The following is a 16,627-nucleotide window of genomic DNA, read 5'->3' on the forward strand; positions in this document are numbered from 1 at the left end:
TTTGGCTTGATCCAAAAGTAACCAAAAGATCATGCCGAACCCGCTTCGCTACTCCGTTTCCTTCGTTCGCTGTCGCGTCTGAAACTCGCTTCGCTCAGACAGCAGACGCTCCAGGCGCTCACTGCGCTTAACGCTCACCGGCTTAGGCCGGAGGTAGAGCCTGACGGCTCTGTTGAGGATTGTGATACCGGTAGTCCCTTTGCGATCCCGCATCGAGTGCGGGAACAGGGAGCATCCTTGTCCCCGTGCTTGACACGAGGCCGCAGAGGAACAGACGGTTCGGCCTTGACCTTTTGGTTACTTTTGGGTCAAGCCAAAAGTAATTGAATGATCTTATCCTTTCAATGCCTCGAATATCAAACCTGACAGCTCTTCTGCCAGTTCCGGGTTATCTGCAATGCACTGTTTGGCGGCATCTCGTCCCTGGCCTAACTTCGTTTCGTTGTAGCTGTACCATGAGCCGCTTTTCTTGATGATGTTCAGTTCGGCTGCCAGGTCGATGATTTCACCAGCTTTGGAGATGCCTTCACCAAACATGATGTCGAACTCAGCCTTGCGGAAAGGAGGTGCCACCTTGTTCTTTACCACTTTGACACGCACCTGGTTCCCCTTGATTTCGTCTCCGTCTTTCAACTTGCCGATGCTGCGGATATCTAGACGTACGGAAGCATAGAACTTCAGGGCATTACCGCCGGTAGTCGTTTCGGGATTGCCGAACATGACACCGATCTTGTCACGCAACTGGTTGATAAAGATACAAGTCGTATTTGTCTTGTTGATGGCCGCCGTCAGTTTACGCAATGCCTGAGACATCAAACGTGCTTGCAACCCCATCTTGCTGTCACCCATATCGCCTTCGATTTCGGCCTTCGGCGTCAGGGCGGCAACAGAGTCGATAACTACGATGTCTACGGCAGATGAACGGATCAACTGTTCCGCGATTTCCAATGCCTGTTCACCGTTGTCCGGCTGCGAGATCCAGAGGTTTTCCACATCCACTCCCAACTTTTCGGCATAGAAACGGTCAAAAGCATGCTCTGCATCGATAAATGCAGCGATACCGCCTGCTTTCTGTGCTTCGGCTATCGCATGGATGGCCAGGGTTGTCTTACCGGATGATTCCGGACCGTAGATTTCAATCACGCGGCCTCTCGGATAACCGCCTACGCCTAAAGCTGCGTTCAAGGCGATAGAACCGGTCGGGATCACTTCGATATTTTCAATACTTTCGTCGCCTAACTTCATGATAGAACCTTTTCCGTAGTTCTTCTCAATCTTGTCCATTGCTGCGCGAAGCGCTTTCAACTTGTCTGTGTTCACAGCCGCTTTTTCGGCTGCAGGCTGCTTGCCTTCTTCGAATAAATCTTCTTTTGCCATTTCCTTTTTATAGATTAAGGATTTGATTTGCATGGTCTTTAGTCTTCACCTCTTTCGGGCCGATGATGTTGGTAACGATACCTTCTTCATTGATTATAAAGGTGGTACGGAGAGTCCCCATGTATGAACGTCCGTACAGTTTCTTTTCTGCCCAGACCCCGAACTGCTGTTGCAGGGTCGTATCCGTATCAGCGATGAGGCTGAAAGGGAGTTCCTGTTTTGCGATAAATCCCTGGTGAGACTTGGCGCTGTCTTTGCTGACACCGATCACTTCGTAGCCTGCTGCCCGCAATTCTTCGTAACCGTCACGAAGGCTGCAAGCCTCGGCCGTACAGCCGCTGGTGTTGTCTTTCGGATAGAAATAGAGGGCTAACTTCTTTCCTTTGAAATCGCTTAGCTTTATCTCTTTTCCGTTCTGGTCAAGTCCCAATACTTCGGGTGCTTTATCTCCTATTTGTATTGCCATATACTTGTTTTACTTGATGTTATAATTCATTTTACGTGTTACATCCGCCTTCTTCCGGGCTTTCCGTCCGAAGACTTTGCCTAAAAGTTGCCGCCCCATGTGATGGCTGGCGGCATACGATTCGAATGTCTCCGTCCGGTAGTCGAAATCATCCTGCCAGCACTCCTGGGGAGAGACGTAACAGTAAGTGATCTTTTCGATACTGTTATCGTCTGCCTCGTTTTCTTCCAGCACAATGATGTTCTGCTTCTCAGGCACCAGGCAGGTGATCTGTCTGCGGCGGCACTCTTCGATTAGCGGAACCAGCACGGCGTCATACCGGGCATATATCTTTGCCAGATCGAAATCCTTGTATTCGCTTTCCCCGATTTTCTGGATCGGGCGGAGTTGCAGGATATCCAGTTCGTCGCCGACCACTTCCCAGATACGGCTCAGTTCTTCCAGGTTGTCGTTGTTGATCGTATAATTGATGCGCAACTTAAACTCCGGATGTTGTCTCTTCACCTCTGCGACGTTGGCGAGCAACTGTCGGAACAGGTCGAAACGGCCGTTCGTCATCAGATACTCGTATGTCTCGCGTGTAAAGCCGTGTGCCGAAAGCGTCAGTTCGTTCAAGCCGTTCTCTACGGCAGCGGTCAGCTGTTCTTTCGTCAACAGATTGCCGTTGGTCGTAAGCGAAACGTATGGGACCCGATATTTCTTCCCTAATGCAATGACCTTTACCAGGTCCTTGTGCAACGTCGGTTCAGCCCCGCATCCGACCTGAAGTTTCAGGGCACGGTGGAAGAGGCTGCCGGCGATGGCTTCCATCTCTTCGTATTTCAAGGAACCCCGCAGGCTTTTCCGTTTCTCCTCGTCACTGAAATAACACATCTTGCAACGGAAGTTACAGGCCAGCACCGGATCGAGAAAAACTCCGATATACCGTTTCCCCAATACATGAAACAGCCAAAGTCCCAATAGCTTGAGCCTTCTGCTCTTGATCCGCGTACCGAGGCGCAGTATGTTATAGATATTCATTTACAGTTCCAGGTCCACATTGAACAGTTCGTGCCAAGGCAATCCCTGTTCGTTCAGTTCCTTCATGAATGGATCGGGATCAAACTCTTCTACGTTCCACACGCCCGGTTTCTTCCAAACGCCCTGCATGAACAGTTTGGCGCCGATCATGGCCGGAACGCCTGTCGTATAGCTAACACCCTGTGCGCCGGTTTCCAGGTAAGCGGCGTGGTGGCTACAGTTATTATATACGTAATAAGTCAGCTCCTTGCCATCCTTGATACCGCGGATACGGCAACCGATGGACGTTTCGCCCGTATAGTTTTCTCCCAGATCACCCGGATTCGGCAATACGGCTTTCAAGAACTGGATCGGAACGATTTCCTGACCGTTATACATAATCGGGTCGATGCGGGCCATGCCGATATTCTGGATCACACGCAGGTGAGTCAGGTATTCCTGTCCGAAAGTCATCCAGAAGCGTGCACGCTTGATTGTCGGGAAGTTCTTTGTCAGGCTTTCCAACTCTTCGTGATACATCAGGTAAGACTCTTTCGGGCCTACGTTCGGATAATTCAACGGCTTGTGTACGGACAGCGGATCTGTTTCCTTCCATTCTCCGTCTTCGTAATACTTACCGCGCTGGGTAATCTCGCGGATATTGATTTCCGGATTGAAGTTGGTTGCGAATGCTTTATGGTGGTCACCTGCATTGCAGTCCACGATATCCAGATATTGTATCTCGTCGAAATGATGCTTGGCAGCATAAGCCGTATATACACCTGTCACGCCCGGATCGAATCCGCAGCCCAGGATAGCGGTCAGGCCGGCATCCTCGAAACGCTTCTTATATGCCCACTGCCAGCTGTATTGGTATTTAGCTTCGTCCAGCGGTTCGTAATTGGCCGTGTCGAGATAGCTGACACCGTATGCCAGGCAGGCATCCATGATATGAAGGTCCTGATAGGGCAAAGCCAGGTTTACTACTAAGTCCGGTTTAAAGGCGTTGAACAGGGCAACCAGTTCTTCCACGTTGTCCGCGTCTACCTGTGCTGTCTGCACCTTTACATTTTTGATATCGGCAGCAATCTTGTCGCACTTGCTTTTTGTACGGCTGGCAACCATGATATCGGTAAAGACATCCGCGTTCATCGCGATCTTCTTAACAGCAACGGTACTAACGCCCCCTGCACCAATTACTAATACTCTTCCCATTTACTAATAGAATTAATCTTGTTAATATACAGTTTACAAGGTTTTAAACCTAACCACAAATATACGATGATTCTTTGAATAATCGGATAAGGTCGGAAATAAAAAGATTTCCCTGCGGATGACACAAAAGTTTCTCCCTGATGGAACTAAAGTTTCTTGCCGGTGAAACAAAAGTTTCCTGCCGATGAAACTTTAGTTTCATGCTGTCGAAAAAGGTGAAACAAAAGTTTCAGAGCATTAGGGATGGTGAAACAAAAGTGCAGGCATGCCGGACACGGCAATTCTCAGAACTTAATGCTGCCGGTAACAGTCTGTTCGATTTCAGTGAAGAGTTCCGGAAAAGGTTTTGCTTTCGCCGGAATAGGGTCGTGGATGATCAGTTCGATGCAGTTGCCAAGCCCTAAAGGGAAGTAGCCCCATTTTGTTATTTTCCATGCGTTGTTGATGGTGATTGGTACGACGTAGGCCGACGGAGCATACTTGGTGAGGATTTTCAGTCCGTTTTCGGCAAAAGGACGGGGTTTACCTGTTTTGCTTCGTGTCCCTTCCGGGAAAATTACCGCCGAGCGTTTGTTTGTTTCAATATATTCAGCCATTACACGGATGGCAGTCAGTGCCTGTTTGGGGTCTTTCCGGTTGATAAGCACAGAACCGCCGTGGTTGAGGTTGTATGAAATGCTGGGAATGCCTTTGCCTAATTCGATTTTACTTATGAACTTAGGATGTACCTTGCGCATGAACCAGCAAATGGTGGTGATGTCGTACATGCTCTGGTGGTTCGAGGCAATTATAAGAGGCAAGCCGGTCGGGAGCTTTTCTAATCCGCTCACTTTGTACCTTGTTCCCAATATGCGTGTGTTAGCGACTAAGAAGAAATTCATGACATCCACACTCTTTTTATGTGCTTTATAACCAAAGAGGTTGAAGCATACCCACTGTACCGCATGGAAGCATCCCAGTGTAATTCCGAATAACAAATAGTAGATAGCTGAAAGCGGATACGAAATGATTTTTTCCATTTTATCCTTTAAATTGTATTTTGTAAATTTGACTTTATCCTCATTAACGAAGTAACAAAAGTATAAAAAAAATTCTACTTTTGAACCTCTGGTTTCTCTCAGAGGCTTTCTTTTTTTATCTTACATTATAATAAGGTCCATATATTTCCTATCTTTGCGGCGGTTTACATATCATTTTATTTGTTTGTGACCAAATTGATTTTATAATAGTTTAAAATATAAATATAATGTATAGAACAAGAACTTGTGGCGACCTGCGCCTTGCTGACGAAGGCCTGGTGATTACGCTGGCCGGCTGGGTGCAGAAAACCCGTAAAATGGGTGGTATGACGTTCGTGGATATCCGCGACCGCTATGGTATTACGCAATTGGTGTTTAACCAGGAAGTGGATGCTGCTCTTTGTGAGAAAGCAAATAAACTGGGACGCGAATATGTTATCCAGGTAACAGGAACCGTTCGCGAACGTTCCAGCAAGAATCCGAACATTCCTACCGGTGAGATCGAAATCATTGTTTCAGACTTGAATATCCTGAATGCAGCCGTAACTCCTCCCTTCACGATTGAAGACGAGACGGACGGAGGTGACGACCTGCGTATGAAATACCGTTATCTGGATTTGCGCCGTAACGCTGTCCGCAAGAATCTGGAACTGCGTCATAAGATGGCTTTCGAGGTGCGTAACTATCTGGACAAGCAGGGTTTCCTGGAAGTGGAAACTCCGGTGCTGGTAAACTCCACTCCGGAAGGGGCCCGCGACTTTGTGGTGCCTTCCCGCATGAATCCCGGACAATTCTATGCATTGCCGCAGTCTCCGCAGACGTTGAAGCAGTTGCTGATGGTTTCCGGTTTCGACCGCTATTTCCAGATCGTGAAATGTTTCCGCGATGAAGACCTGCGCGCAGACCGCCAGCCGGAATTTACGCAGATCGACTGCGAGATGAGCTTCGTGGAACAGGAAGATGTGTTGAATATTTTCGAAGGAATGGCCAAACACCTGTTCAAGACCATTCGTGGCGTCGAGATAAAGGAAGCCTTCCCGCGTATGACCTGGCACGATGCCATGAAATATTACGGAAGCGATAAGCCGGATTTGCGTTTCGGCATGAAGTTCGTCGAGTTGATGGACATCATGAAGGGACACGGCTTCTCCGTATTCGACGGTGCTGCCTATATCGGTGGTATCTGTGCGGAAGGTGCAGCGACTTACACCCGCAAACAGCTGGATGCGCTGACTGAATTTGTAAAACGTCCACAGATCGGCGCGAAAGGCATGGTCTATGCCCGTGTGGAAGCAGACGGCAACGTGAAATCGAGCGTAGATAAGTTCTATACACAGGAAGTGTTGCAGCAGATGAAGGAAGCCTTCGGTGCTAAGCCGGGCGACCTGATCCTGATCCTTTCCGGTGACGATGCGATGAAGACCCGCAAACAGCTTTGCGAATTGCGTCTGGAAGTGGGCGGCCAGTTGGGACTGCGCGACAAGAACAAGTTTGCTTGCCTGTGGGTGATCGACTTCCCGCTGTTCGAGTGGAGCGAAGAGACCAGCGTTTCTATGCTATGCATCACCCGTTCACATCTCCCAAACCCGAAGATATCCCGTTGCTGGATAGCGATACGGGAGCCGTTCGTGCGAATGCGTACGATATGGTTATCAATGGCGTTGAAGTGGGTGGCGGTTCTATCCGTATCCATGACAGCAAATTGCAGGATAAGATGTTCCAGTTGTTGGGCTTCACCGAAGAAAAGGCGCAGGAACGTTTTGGCTTCCTGATGAATGCCTTCAAATATGGTGCGCCTCCTCACGGCGGTCTGGCTTATGGCCTGGATCGTTGGGTGTCTCTGTTTGCCGGCCTGGATTCTATCCGCGACTGTATCGCATTCCCGAAAAACAATTCCGGTCGCGATGTCATGCTGGATGCTCCCGGTCAACTGGACGATTCGCAGTTGGAAGAACTGTGCCTGAAAGTAGATATAAAGGAATAATGTGATAATTGGGTAATGTGTCAATATGCCAATGAAAGAGATTGGCATATTGACAAATTGATAAATTCATTGATTATGGTAAGGGTTAAGGATATTCTGAAAGAAATCGAGCAATACGCTCCGTTGCCATTGCAGGAAAGCTTTGACAACGCAGGTGTGCAGGTCGGGGATGTGAATCAGCCTGCCACCGGTGCGCTTCTTTGCCTGGACGTGACCGAAGAGGTGGTCGACGAGGCGATAGAGGCGGGTTGCAACCTGATTATTTCTCATCATCCTTTGGCCTTTAAAGCATTTAAGTCTCTGACGGGTTCTACCTATATCGAGCGGTGTATGATGAAGGCGTGCAAGTATGACTTGGTGGTCTATGCGGCTCATACCAACCTCGATAATGCGGCGGGAGGTGTGAACTTCCGCCTGGCGGAACTGATCGGGCTGGAAAATGTGCGTGTATTGAGCCCGCAGAAAGGGGCTTTGCTGAAGCTGGTCACTTTTGTGCCGGAAGCCTATGCCGAACAGGTTAGAACGACCCTGTTCAATGCCGGGGCCGGGACTATCGGGGACTATGATTCCTGTAGCTTCAACCTGCCGGGCAGCGGGACGTTCCGTGCAGGCGAAGGCACGAACCCGTTCTGTGGTGAAATAGGCGAGTTGCATGTGGAGCCGGAAGTGCGTATCGAAATGGTATTGCCGGCTTTCCGTAAATCGACGGTCACCCGCGCGCTGCTTTCCGTCCATCCGTATGAGGAGCCTGTCTTTGACTTTTACTCCCTGGATAATGCCTGGGATCAGGTTGGTTCCGGTGTAGTGGGGGAGTTGCCCGAAGAAGAGGACGAGCTGGGTTTCCTGCAACGAATAAAAGATTTGTTCCAGGTGGGTTGTGTGAAACATTCCGCCCTGACCGGCAAACCGATACGGGAAGTCGCTTTGTGCGGAGGCAGCGGCGCTTTTCTGATCAAGGATGCGATCAGTTATGGTGCGGACGTCTTCATCACGGGAGAGGCTAAATACAATGATTTTTACGATGTCGAGGACCGTATTCTGCTGGCTGTTATAGGTCATTATGAAAGCGAAGTCTGTACAAAAGACATCTTTTATAAGATAATATCGAAAAAATTCCCTACCTTTGCGGTACATTTTTCGAATGTTAATTCAAACCCGGTAAAATATTTATAGAATGGCTACAGATAAACAATCAGCTGAAAAAGAGATTACAGTTGAAGAAAAGCTTTCTACACTGTATCAGCTTCAGACGATGATGACTGAAATTGATAAGATCAAAACGCTTCGCGGCGAGCTTCCTTTGGAAGTGCAGGACCTGGAAGATGAGATCGCAGGTCTGGAAACACGTCTTCAGAACTATCAGACAGAAATCAAGGACTTTGAGAATGCTGTTGTAGAACAGAAACATAAGATCACGGAGTCTACCGGTCTGATTGAAAAATATAAAACGCAGTTGGATAACGTGCGTAACAACCGTGAATTCGACAACTTGTCTAAAGAAATAGAATTCCAGGGACTTGAGATCGAGTTCTCAGAAAAGAAGATCCGTGAATTCGGAGAAGCGATCGTTCAGAAGAAAGCCGAGATTGCCGAACTGACCGAAAGACTGGACGGCCGTAAAGCCGATTTGACTCTGAAGCAGAGCGAACTGGAACAGATCATTTCCGAGACAAAGCAGGACGAAGAAAAATTGCGTGAAAAAGCAAAGAAACTGGAAGCGAATATCGAACCGCGTCTGTTGACTGCTTTCAAACGTATCCGTAAAGGTGCGCGTAACGGTTTGGCTGTCGTATATATCCAGCGTGATGCTTGCGGTGGTTGCTTTAACAAGATTCCGCCACAGAAGCAGATGGATATCAAATTGCGTAAGAAGATTATCGTTTGCGAATATTGCGGTCGTATCATGATCGACCCTGAATTGGCAGGCATAGAAGAATAAGTAGATGCGCGACGTTGTACGTGCATATATAGAGAAATATCAGTTGCTTACAGAAAGCCTTCCGGTTTTGGTCGGTGTAAGCGGCGGAGCAGATTCAATAGCCCTACTCACCCTTTTGGTGGAGTCGGGCTATTCCTGTATTGCGGCACATTGTAATTTCCATTTGCGTGGCGACGAATCCATGCGCGACGAACAGTTCACGAGGGAATATGCAGGACAGTTGAATGTGCCTTTCCTGAAAGTGGATTTCGATACCCGGCAATATGCGGCGGAACGCCATCTTTCGATTGAAATGGCGGCGCGTGAATTGCGCTATAACTGGTTTGAAGAGCAGCGTCTCACAACAGGGGCGCAGGCCATTGCCGTAGCCCATCATCGCGACGACAGTGTAGAGACACTTTTGATGAATCTGGTACGCGGGACCGGTATCCGGGGGATGAGCGGCATCCGGCCGAGGAATGGGTTTGTGGTGCGTCCTTTGCTTGTCGTAAGCCGTGCGGATATCCTGGAGTGGCTTGCCAAGCGCAATCTGATGTATGTTACTGACTGTACAAACGAATCGGATGCCTATACCCGCAACTTTATCCGCTTGCGTGTCCTTCCTCTTTTAGAGGAACTCAATCCTTCTGTCAAGACGGCGATAGCTCGTACTTCCGAACATTTGGCGGCTGCCGAAGCCGTTTATCTGCATGTCGTGGAGGAGGCAAGGGGGCGTGTTGTCAAACCGGGCGACCGTCTTTCCATTGCGGCTTTAATGCTTTATCCTTCTCCCGATGCTATTTTGTATGAACTGCTCAAAACCTATAATTTCACCCGCCTGGTAGCGGAAGCTGTTTATCTTTCCCTGACGAAAGAACCGGGCAAAGTCTTTTATTCTTCGACTCACAGACTGATAAAAGACCGGGATTATCTTTTGCTTTCCCCCCTTGTAAAAGAAGAGGCCAAAGAATATATGTTGACCGGTTGCGAGCAGAACTGGTCCGGGCCTGTTGAACTTTCTTTCGAAAAGGTTGTTATTAAGGAAGATTTCCACATCCGGAAAGATAAGAATATCGCCTATTTTGATTACGACAAGCTGACTTTTCCGCTTACATTGCGTACCTGGAAAGAAGGAGACTGGTTTATTCCTTTCGGAATGAAAGGACGTAAAAAACTGAGTGATTATTTTTCGGATCGTAAGTTCAGTCGTCTCGACAAGGAACAAACGTGGCTTTTATGCAGTGGAGACGCTGTTATCTGGGTTGTGGGAGAACGGCCGGATAACCGTTTTTGTTTGGACAAAATGACTAAAAGCGTGTTAGTTGTGCATTTTTTTCCGACAAAAAGCGAGAGTAAATAAAAAAATATTATTACATTTGCACAGATTTACTCCGCAGATGTGTTACTAATGATTCAAATTAGCTGAACAATCCGGTTTTCACATGAAATTATTAATTATCAAATTATAAAAGATACAATGATTGCGTTGTACGCGTACCGTACCAGGTCGTGTCGTACGCCGTTTTTATTATTCACTTCGCATTATGCAAAAATATAACATTCTAGAACTAAATGAAAAACTCCTTCCTGAGTTGCAAAGTATAGCGGAAGAGTTAGGTATTAAAAAAGTAAGCTCTTTGAAAAAGGAGGAGCTTGTATACAGAATTCTTGACGAACAGGCTATCTCATATGCCGGCATTCAGGCAGAAAAGGAGAAAGAGAAGGAGGCTAAGAAAGCAGAAAGGCAAACCAAGGCTAAGAAAACTCCTAAAGCTGCTGCCCCGAAAGGCGCAAAAGCCGATGCTAAAACAAAGGTTGCCGCTCCTGCCACACCCGTAGCCGGCTCAGTTGAAGAAGTTGCAGTAGAAACCAAGGAACAGCCCGAGCGTAAGAAACGGACTCGTATCGAAAAGAAAGATAAGGTGGCTGGCGCTGCTGTCCCGACTCGTGAGAATGACGAAGTTGTCGTTTCGAAGAATCAGGTCTCTGCCAATGCTCCCTCTCCTGCACCCGAAGCTGTCGCTCAGGTAACCGAGGCTCCGGCTAAAGCTCCGGTTGAAGAAGAAAAGCCTGCTGCAAAGAAGGTAATAGTGAAAAAGGCTGATAAAGCTGAAAAGCCGTTGCTTCCTCCCGTTGTGTAGAATCTGCCGGTGAAGAACTGCCGGTTGAAGCAGTTCCCGAAGTAACAGTGGAACCTGCCGTGGCAGAAGCTCCTGCCACTCCTGCTTCAGCAGAAGAACCCAAACGTGTGGTATTCCGCCATCCGGATACCAAATCGGTTCTCGACCAGCTTTTCCCGTTCTCTTCTACACCTGCCAAACCGGAACCGAAGGCACAAAGCGAACAACCGGCTCCGCTGCAGAACGCTCCTCGTCAGAATAACAACAGGCAGAACAATCAGAATAATCATAACAACCAGCGCAACAATAATAACAATAATAACGCGCCTCAGGAAAAGCAATACGAATTTGACGGCATTCTGACAGGTGTCGGCGTATTGGAAATGATGCCTGACGGATATGGTTTCCTGCGTTCTTCCGATTATAACTATTTGACTTCCCCGGATGATATCTACGTATCGCAGTCACAGATCAAATTGTTCGGTCTGAAGACCGGTGATGTGGTGGAAGGTGCTATCCGTCCTCCGAAGGAAGGTGAAAAGTATTTCCCGCTTGTAAAAGTGGACAAGATCAACGGCCGTACGCCGGAAGAGGTTCGCGACCGTGTTCCTTTCGATCATCTGACTCCGCTTTTCCCGGATGAAAAGTTCATGCTGACGGCCCGTAAAGCTCCGAAAGTATATGATAATATCGCCGTACGTGTTGTAGACTTGTTCTCGCCGATCGGAAAGGGACAGCGTGGCCTGATCGTGGCACAGCCGAAGACTGGTAAGACGATGTTGCTGAAAGATATTGCCAATGCAATTGCAGCAAATCATCCGGAAGTGTATATGATCGTCCTGCTGATCGACGAACGCCCGGAAGAAGTAACCGACATGGCCCGTAGTGTGGATGCGGAAGTGATCGCTTCTACATTCGACGAACCGGCAGAACGTCACGTGAAGATTGCCGAAATCGTATTGAACAAGGCAAAACGTATGGTCGAATGCGGTCATGATGTTGTGATCCTGTTAGACTCTATTACACGTCTGGCACGTGCTTATAATACGGTTCAGCCTGCTTCCGGTAAGGTTCTTTCCGGTGGTGTGGATGCTAACGCCTTGCAGAAGCCGAAACGTTTCTTCGGTGCTGCCCGTAACATCGAAAACGGCGGTAGCCTGACGATCCTGGCAACAGCGTTGACAGAGACTGGTTCTAAGATGGATGATGTGATCTTTGAAGAATTTAAGGGTACAGGTAATATGGAATTGCAGTTGGACCGCAAGCTGGCAAACAAGCGCGTTTATCCGGCTGTCGATATTACGGCTTCCAGCACGCGTCGTGATGACTTGTTGCAGGATGAAAGCACTGTAAACCGTATGTGGATCTTGCGTAAATACCTGGCCGATATGAACTCTATGGAAGCTATGGAATTTGTCAAGAAACGCATGGAACAGACATTCGATAATATGGAGTTTCTGGCTTCGATGAACGGATAAATAAATAGAAAGAATAAAATAAAAACGCAGATTAGGCTGATGCTTGATCTGCGTTTTTTATTTGCTAACATTGCTTCTTTCTTTAGGAGGTATATTCTTATGAGTTAAGCATCCTTCCGTGGTCTTCCCCGGCGGCGTTGTCCGTTGCCGGAATTTCCTCCAGGGCGGCTGTTGCCTTTTCCGCTGTCTTTCCGGGGGCGTCCTCTGCCACGGCGTACGTTGGCGTACTTTTCCGGTTCATACAAAGGGGCTTCTCCGAATTTCGGGTCGATCGGGATTTTGTACACTTCTTTTTCCAGGAATTGCTCGATACGTTTGAACTGGGCCTGTTCCTCTGTGGAGACAAAGGTAATTGCCAAACCTTCTCCGCCTGTACCGCGAGCCGTACGGCCGATACGGTGTACATAGTCTTCCGGATCGTGGGGAATGTCGAAGTTGACAACCAATTTGATATCGTTGATATCGATACCACGTGATACGACGTCAGTTGCGACCAAAATATCGATACGTCCGTTCTTGAACTCTTTCATTACCTCTTCGCGTTGTGACTGTTCGAGGTCGGAGTGCATGGCGGCTACGTTAAACTTCATTCGTTTCAGCGTGGCAGCCAGTTCCTTCACTTTCATTTTTGACGATGAAAATATGATGACACGCTGGGGACGGCTTTGTGAAAATAGATCTTCCAGAATATGCAGTTTCTGCATATCGTAACAGATATAAGCCGTTTGCATGATCGATTCGGGCGGACGCGAGATAGCGATTTTGACTTCTTCCGGATTCTTCAGGATCGTTTTGGCTAACGTACGGATTTTAGGAGGCATGGTTGCAGAGAACATAATGGTCTGACAAGTTTCAGGCAGCAGTTTCTGCACTTGCATGATGTCTTCATAAAATCCCATGTCGAGCATCCGGTCTGCTTCATCCAGGATGAAGAAGGAAACCTGCGACAGGTCGACCGTACCCAGTTTGATATGGGACAACAAACGCCCGGGAGTCGCAATCACAATATCGGCCCCCATTTCCATGCCACGCTTCTGTTGTTCCCAGGCAATACCATCCGTACCCCCGTACACGGCAACGGCGGAGACAGGAACAAAGTAAGTGAAACCTTCTATTTGTTGGTCAATCTGTTGTGCCAGTTCACGCGTAGGAGCCATGATAACGGCATTGATTGCATTGGCCGGATGTAATCCTTTACTGAGTTCGTTGATCACCGGCAACACATAAGCCGCTGTTTTCCCTGTCCCTGTTTGCGCACAGGCAATAATGTCTTTCCCTTCCAATATAACCGGAATCGTTAGTTCCTGTACAGGAGTCGTCTCCTGGAAATTCATCGCATCGAGCCGTCCAATACAGCCTCTTCTAAATCCAATTCGTCAAATCTCATCTTTCATCATTAAATTCCCGGTAAAGGTATATAATATTTGGCAATATTTATTATTAGTAGCATGGCTCTTCTTTTAAAATTGCTGTTTTTTTTCAATCGAGGGTTGATTTTAATGAGGGTTTGCGGGCATATTGTAATAAAAATAAATATCTTTATACCCACATTAGCGTTTAAAAGCATTTATTGTTATGGGCAGCACACAGGGAGGAAGTGACATTCTACCGATCTTACGGAATCAGGATTCATTACATGAACTGATTAATACAATCTTGGATAAACTACCGTTAGGTGTATTTGTAAAAGATGCAGAGAATGATTTCAAGTATCTTTATTGGAATCATTTTATGGAAGAAATTACCGGTATTTACACAAATGAAGTTGAGGGGCATAATGATTTTGAACTTAATTTCGATGCCATTATGTCGGCTGAAAAGCGCCTGATATTGGACAGTGATATTATGAATACGGGTAAAACGGTAGAGTTTAAGGGTAGGATAACGAATAAGCGTGGTGTCCGGAAAGATATAGAAGTAACCAAATTCCCAATCTCATTGAGTAACGGCAAGCCTTTATTGTTGGCTTTATGGCGTGATGTCACATCCCGTAAAGTGATGGAAAATGAACTGCGCCGTTCTCAGGTACTCACCAAAATGGCTTTGTCCTCCAATGATATCCGTCTCTGCTCGGTCTTTGTGAATCCGGAAAGCAAACGAAATTATAACGACTCGGTTGTCCAGGTAAATAACTGGCTTCCGGGAAAGGAAGACGAGTTGGTCAAAATCTCTTGGCTGCGTTTTGCCGCACGTGTCCATCCGGATGATAGAGAGATGCATGATGAAGCTTTTCGTAAATTATGCCGGGGTGAAATATCGGAAATAAAAATAGAATTACGTGTGAAATATCCGGGCATGGATGCATATCATTGGCGTGAGTCGTCCGCTTCCGTTTACGAGCGCGATGAGCAGGGGAGGGCGCTTGTGGTTTTGGGATGTACGATCAATATACAAGAGCGTAAAGGACAGGAGTTGAATCTCGAGGAAGCAAAGCATAAAGCGGAACTTGCCGATAAGATGAAATCAAAGTATCTGGCCGATATGAGCCACGAGATCCGTACACCGTTGAATGCGATCACGGGTTTTTCGGAATTGATGGCTTTTGCCGATTCTGACGAAGAACGCCAGGGGTATTATGAAATCATCAAGGCAAACAACCAGTTATTGATGCAATTAATAAACGATATCCTCGATCTGTCAAAAATAGAGGCGGATGCAATCAAGATCAGTTATGCGCCTGTCGATATAAATGACTTGATGGACACAACGTTCGCTTCCGTCAAATTGCGTATGCCGGAAGGAGTTCAGCTACTTCTTGAAAAAGGGTGTGCTTCTTGTACATTCGGGACAGACAGTATCCGTTTGTTGCAGCTGATTAATAACCTGGCGAATAATGCCATCAAGAATACCAAGGAGGGAAGTATTACTTTGGGATATACTTGTCTGCAGGATAAAAAATTGGAGTTCTACGTTAGGGATACGGGTATCGGCATAGCAAAAGATAAATTGGATAGCCTTTTTACCCGCTTTGTCAAGGTGAACGATTATGTGGAAGGCATCGGCTTGGGGCTTGCCATCTGTCAGGGATTAGTGACGAAGATGGGCGGTTCCATGCATGTGGAGTCGGAGCTTGGAGTCGGTTCAACTTTCTTCTTCATACTGCCGTCGCATGATGAATAATGTGCCAATGAAATAATATGCCAATGTGCCAATTTGGGAATCCGGCAATATGCGGTCTATTCTTACATTGGCATATTGGCACATTGATTTATTGGCATATTATTTATAGTATTTCTTATATATCTTATCAAATGTCCCGTTTTTCCGAATCTGGTCCAGCCAGCTGTTCAGGCTGTCGAGCAGGATGGGAGAGTCTTTGCGGACTGCCCACGACTGAAGTTGCGTGAAACTTATATCTGTTTTGATATCTATTTCGGGGAGTTGCTTTTGGGAAAGTGTTGCAATCTGTTGGTCGCAAACGGCATAATCGATATCTCCTTTGGCCACCATGATGGCGAGTTGTTCACCTGAATATAGCTCATCTTCTACCACATAAATCGTATCGCCGATCTCATGTCCCAAGTTCTGGAGCCGGAGCCGGGCGGGAGAATCTTTCGGTATATATAGGGTTTTACCGGCGAGGTCAAGCTGATTACGGAGCGGTTTGATCCCTTTATTGGCTTCTTCCGTTCGCTGTATCAAGACTTGTTTATTGAGTACGATCGGTTCCGTGAACAGATATTCTTCTTTGATATCGCTGGTGATAGGAATGTTGCGGGCAATGACGTCGCATTTGTTCTCTTCAAGCTCTTGAAAACTTTCGGCAAGGCTCATCTCCAGATGAGTCTGGACTTCCAGACCGGATAGTTTGGCTATCGCCTGGCTCAGTTCGTATTGAAAACCTTCTATCGTGTCGCCTGCCACATAATAACCGGACTGGTTGTATTCGGTCACCATCCGCAGGATTCCTTCTTGCTTTATCTCCGGATAATCGCGTGGGAGTATTTCTGCTTTTTGCATCGTCTTCAAGCGCCATAGCATGATCATGGTTGCAACGGCTATAATCAGCAGTCCGGCATAGACTCCTATCAGCTTTCTCGATTTCATAAAA

Annotated in this window: 10 protein-coding genes and 3 pseudogenes; 6 read left to right on the forward strand and 7 right to left on the reverse strand. The window is 47.3% G+C overall.

All coding sequences use genetic code 11. From position 1 onward, the window contains the following. Nucleotides 1–333: 333 nt before the first annotated feature. The 5 genes from recA to DW083_RS06930 form a co-directional block, all read right to left on the reverse strand. Nucleotides 334–1,377, reverse strand: coding sequence for a recombinase RecA (recA, locus tag DW083_RS06910; protein WP_122331937.1), 1,044 nt, complete (start codon nt 1,375–1,377; stop codon nt 334–336). Nucleotides 1,378–1,384: 7 nt separating this feature from the next. Next, nucleotides 1,385–1,843, reverse strand: a complete 459-nt coding sequence (gene bcp / locus DW083_RS06915) for a thioredoxin-dependent thiol peroxidase (RefSeq protein ID WP_115499490.1) — start codon at nt 1,841–1,843, stop codon at nt 1,385–1,387. Nucleotides 1,844–1,852: 9 nt separating this feature from the next. Continuing rightward, a complete protein-coding gene (locus tag DW083_RS06920; RefSeq protein WP_122331895.1) occupies nt 1,853–2,863 on the reverse strand; it encodes a radical SAM protein in 1,011 nt (336 codons plus the stop codon). Then, on the reverse strand, nt 2,864–4,057 hold the full coding sequence (locus DW083_RS06925; RefSeq protein WP_115499492.1) for a saccharopine dehydrogenase family protein: 1,194 nt from the start codon (nt 4,055–4,057) through the stop codon (nt 2,864–2,866). A 284-nt stretch (nt 4,058–4,341) separates the two neighbouring features. Then, complete coding sequence (locus DW083_RS06930) at nt 4,342–5,076, reverse strand: 1-acyl-sn-glycerol-3-phosphate acyltransferase (protein ID WP_122331896.1); 735 nt, start codon at nt 5,074–5,076, stop codon at nt 4,342–4,344. 227 nt (nt 5,077–5,303) lie between these two features. On the opposite strand from DW083_RS06930, the pseudogene aspS reads away from it, so the two are divergent. The 5 genes and pseudogenes from aspS (at nt 5,304) to rho (ending at nt 12,576) form a co-directional block, all read left to right on the forward strand. After that, a pseudogene (gene aspS / locus DW083_RS06935) lies at nt 5,304–7,060 on the forward strand (aspartate--tRNA ligase). A 75-nt stretch (nt 7,061–7,135) separates the two neighbouring features. After that, nucleotides 7,136–8,233, forward strand: a complete 1,098-nt coding sequence (locus DW083_RS06940) for a Nif3-like dinuclear metal center hexameric protein (protein ID WP_122331938.1) — start codon at nt 7,136–7,138, stop codon at nt 8,231–8,233. 1 nt (nt 8,234) lies between these two features. Then, nucleotides 8,235–8,999: a zinc ribbon domain-containing protein gene (locus DW083_RS06945; RefSeq protein ID WP_115499495.1), complete on the forward strand. Its 765-nt coding sequence runs from the start codon at nt 8,235–8,237 to the stop codon at nt 8,997–8,999. Between the two features lie 4 nt (nt 9,000–9,003). Then, nucleotides 9,004–10,338 (forward strand): tRNA lysidine(34) synthetase TilS, encoded by a 1,335-nt coding sequence (gene tilS / locus DW083_RS06950; protein ID WP_122331897.1) that lies wholly within the window; start codon nt 9,004–9,006, stop codon nt 10,336–10,338. Between the two features lie 184 nt (nt 10,339–10,522). Further along, nucleotides 10,523–12,576, forward strand: a pseudogene (gene rho, locus DW083_RS06955) (transcription termination factor Rho). Between the two features lie 104 nt (nt 12,577–12,680). On the opposite strand, the pseudogene DW083_RS06960 reads toward rho, so the two are convergent. Continuing rightward, nucleotides 12,681–13,963: pseudogene (locus DW083_RS06960) on the reverse strand (DEAD/DEAH box helicase). A gap of 188 nt (nt 13,964–14,151) precedes the next feature. On the opposite strand from DW083_RS06960, the gene DW083_RS06965 reads away from it, so the two are divergent. Continuing rightward, on the forward strand, nt 14,152–15,696 hold the full coding sequence (locus DW083_RS06965; protein WP_115499498.1) for an ATP-binding protein: 1,545 nt from the start codon (nt 14,152–14,154) through the stop codon (nt 15,694–15,696). 99 nt (nt 15,697–15,795) lie between these two features. On the opposite strand, the gene DW083_RS06970 is transcribed toward DW083_RS06965, so the two are convergent. Next, nucleotides 15,796–16,623 carry a transporter substrate-binding domain-containing protein gene (locus DW083_RS06970; protein ID WP_122331898.1) on the reverse strand — a complete coding sequence of 276 codons (828 nt, stop codon included), beginning with the start codon at nt 16,621–16,623 and terminating at the stop codon, nt 15,796–15,798. Nucleotides 16,624–16,627 lie beyond the last annotated feature (4 nt).

The sequence above is a fragment of the Parabacteroides sp. AF48-14 genome (assembly GCF_003477465.1).
Taxonomy (GTDB): domain Bacteria; phylum Bacteroidota; class Bacteroidia; order Bacteroidales; family Tannerellaceae; genus Parabacteroides; species Parabacteroides acidifaciens.

Bases quoted from the DNA above. Each gene is read 5' to 3' on its own strand.
- recA (WP_122331937.1), bottom strand. From the start codon at position 1,377: ATGGCAAAAGAAGATTTATTCGAAGAAGGCAAGCAGCCTGCAGCCGAA.
- bcp (WP_115499490.1), bottom strand. From the start codon at position 1,843: ATGGCAATACAAATAGGAGATAAAGCACCCGAAGTATTGGGACTTGAC.
- DW083_RS06920 (WP_122331895.1), bottom strand. From the start codon at position 2,863: ATGAATATCTATAACATACTGCGCCTCGGTACGCGGATCAAGAGCAGA.
- DW083_RS06925 (WP_115499492.1), bottom strand. From the start codon at position 4,057: ATGGGAAGAGTATTAGTAATTGGTGCAGGGGGCGTTAGTACCGTTGCT.
- DW083_RS06930 (WP_122331896.1), bottom strand. From the start codon at position 5,076: ATGGAAAAAATCATTTCGTATCCGCTTTCAGCTATCTACTATTTGTTA.
- DW083_RS06940 (WP_122331938.1), top strand. From the start codon at position 7,136: ATGGTAAGGGTTAAGGATATTCTGAAAGAAATCGAGCAATACGCTCCG.
- DW083_RS06945 (WP_115499495.1), top strand. From the start codon at position 8,235: ATGGCTACAGATAAACAATCAGCTGAAAAAGAGATTACAGTTGAAGAA.
- tilS (WP_122331897.1), top strand. From the start codon at position 9,004: ATGCGCGACGTTGTACGTGCATATATAGAGAAATATCAGTTGCTTACA.
- DW083_RS06965 (WP_115499498.1), top strand. From the start codon at position 14,152: ATGGGCAGCACACAGGGAGGAAGTGACATTCTACCGATCTTACGGAAT.
- DW083_RS06970 (WP_122331898.1), bottom strand. From the start codon at position 16,623: ATGAAATCGAGAAAGCTGATAGGAGTCTATGCCGGACTGCTGATTATA.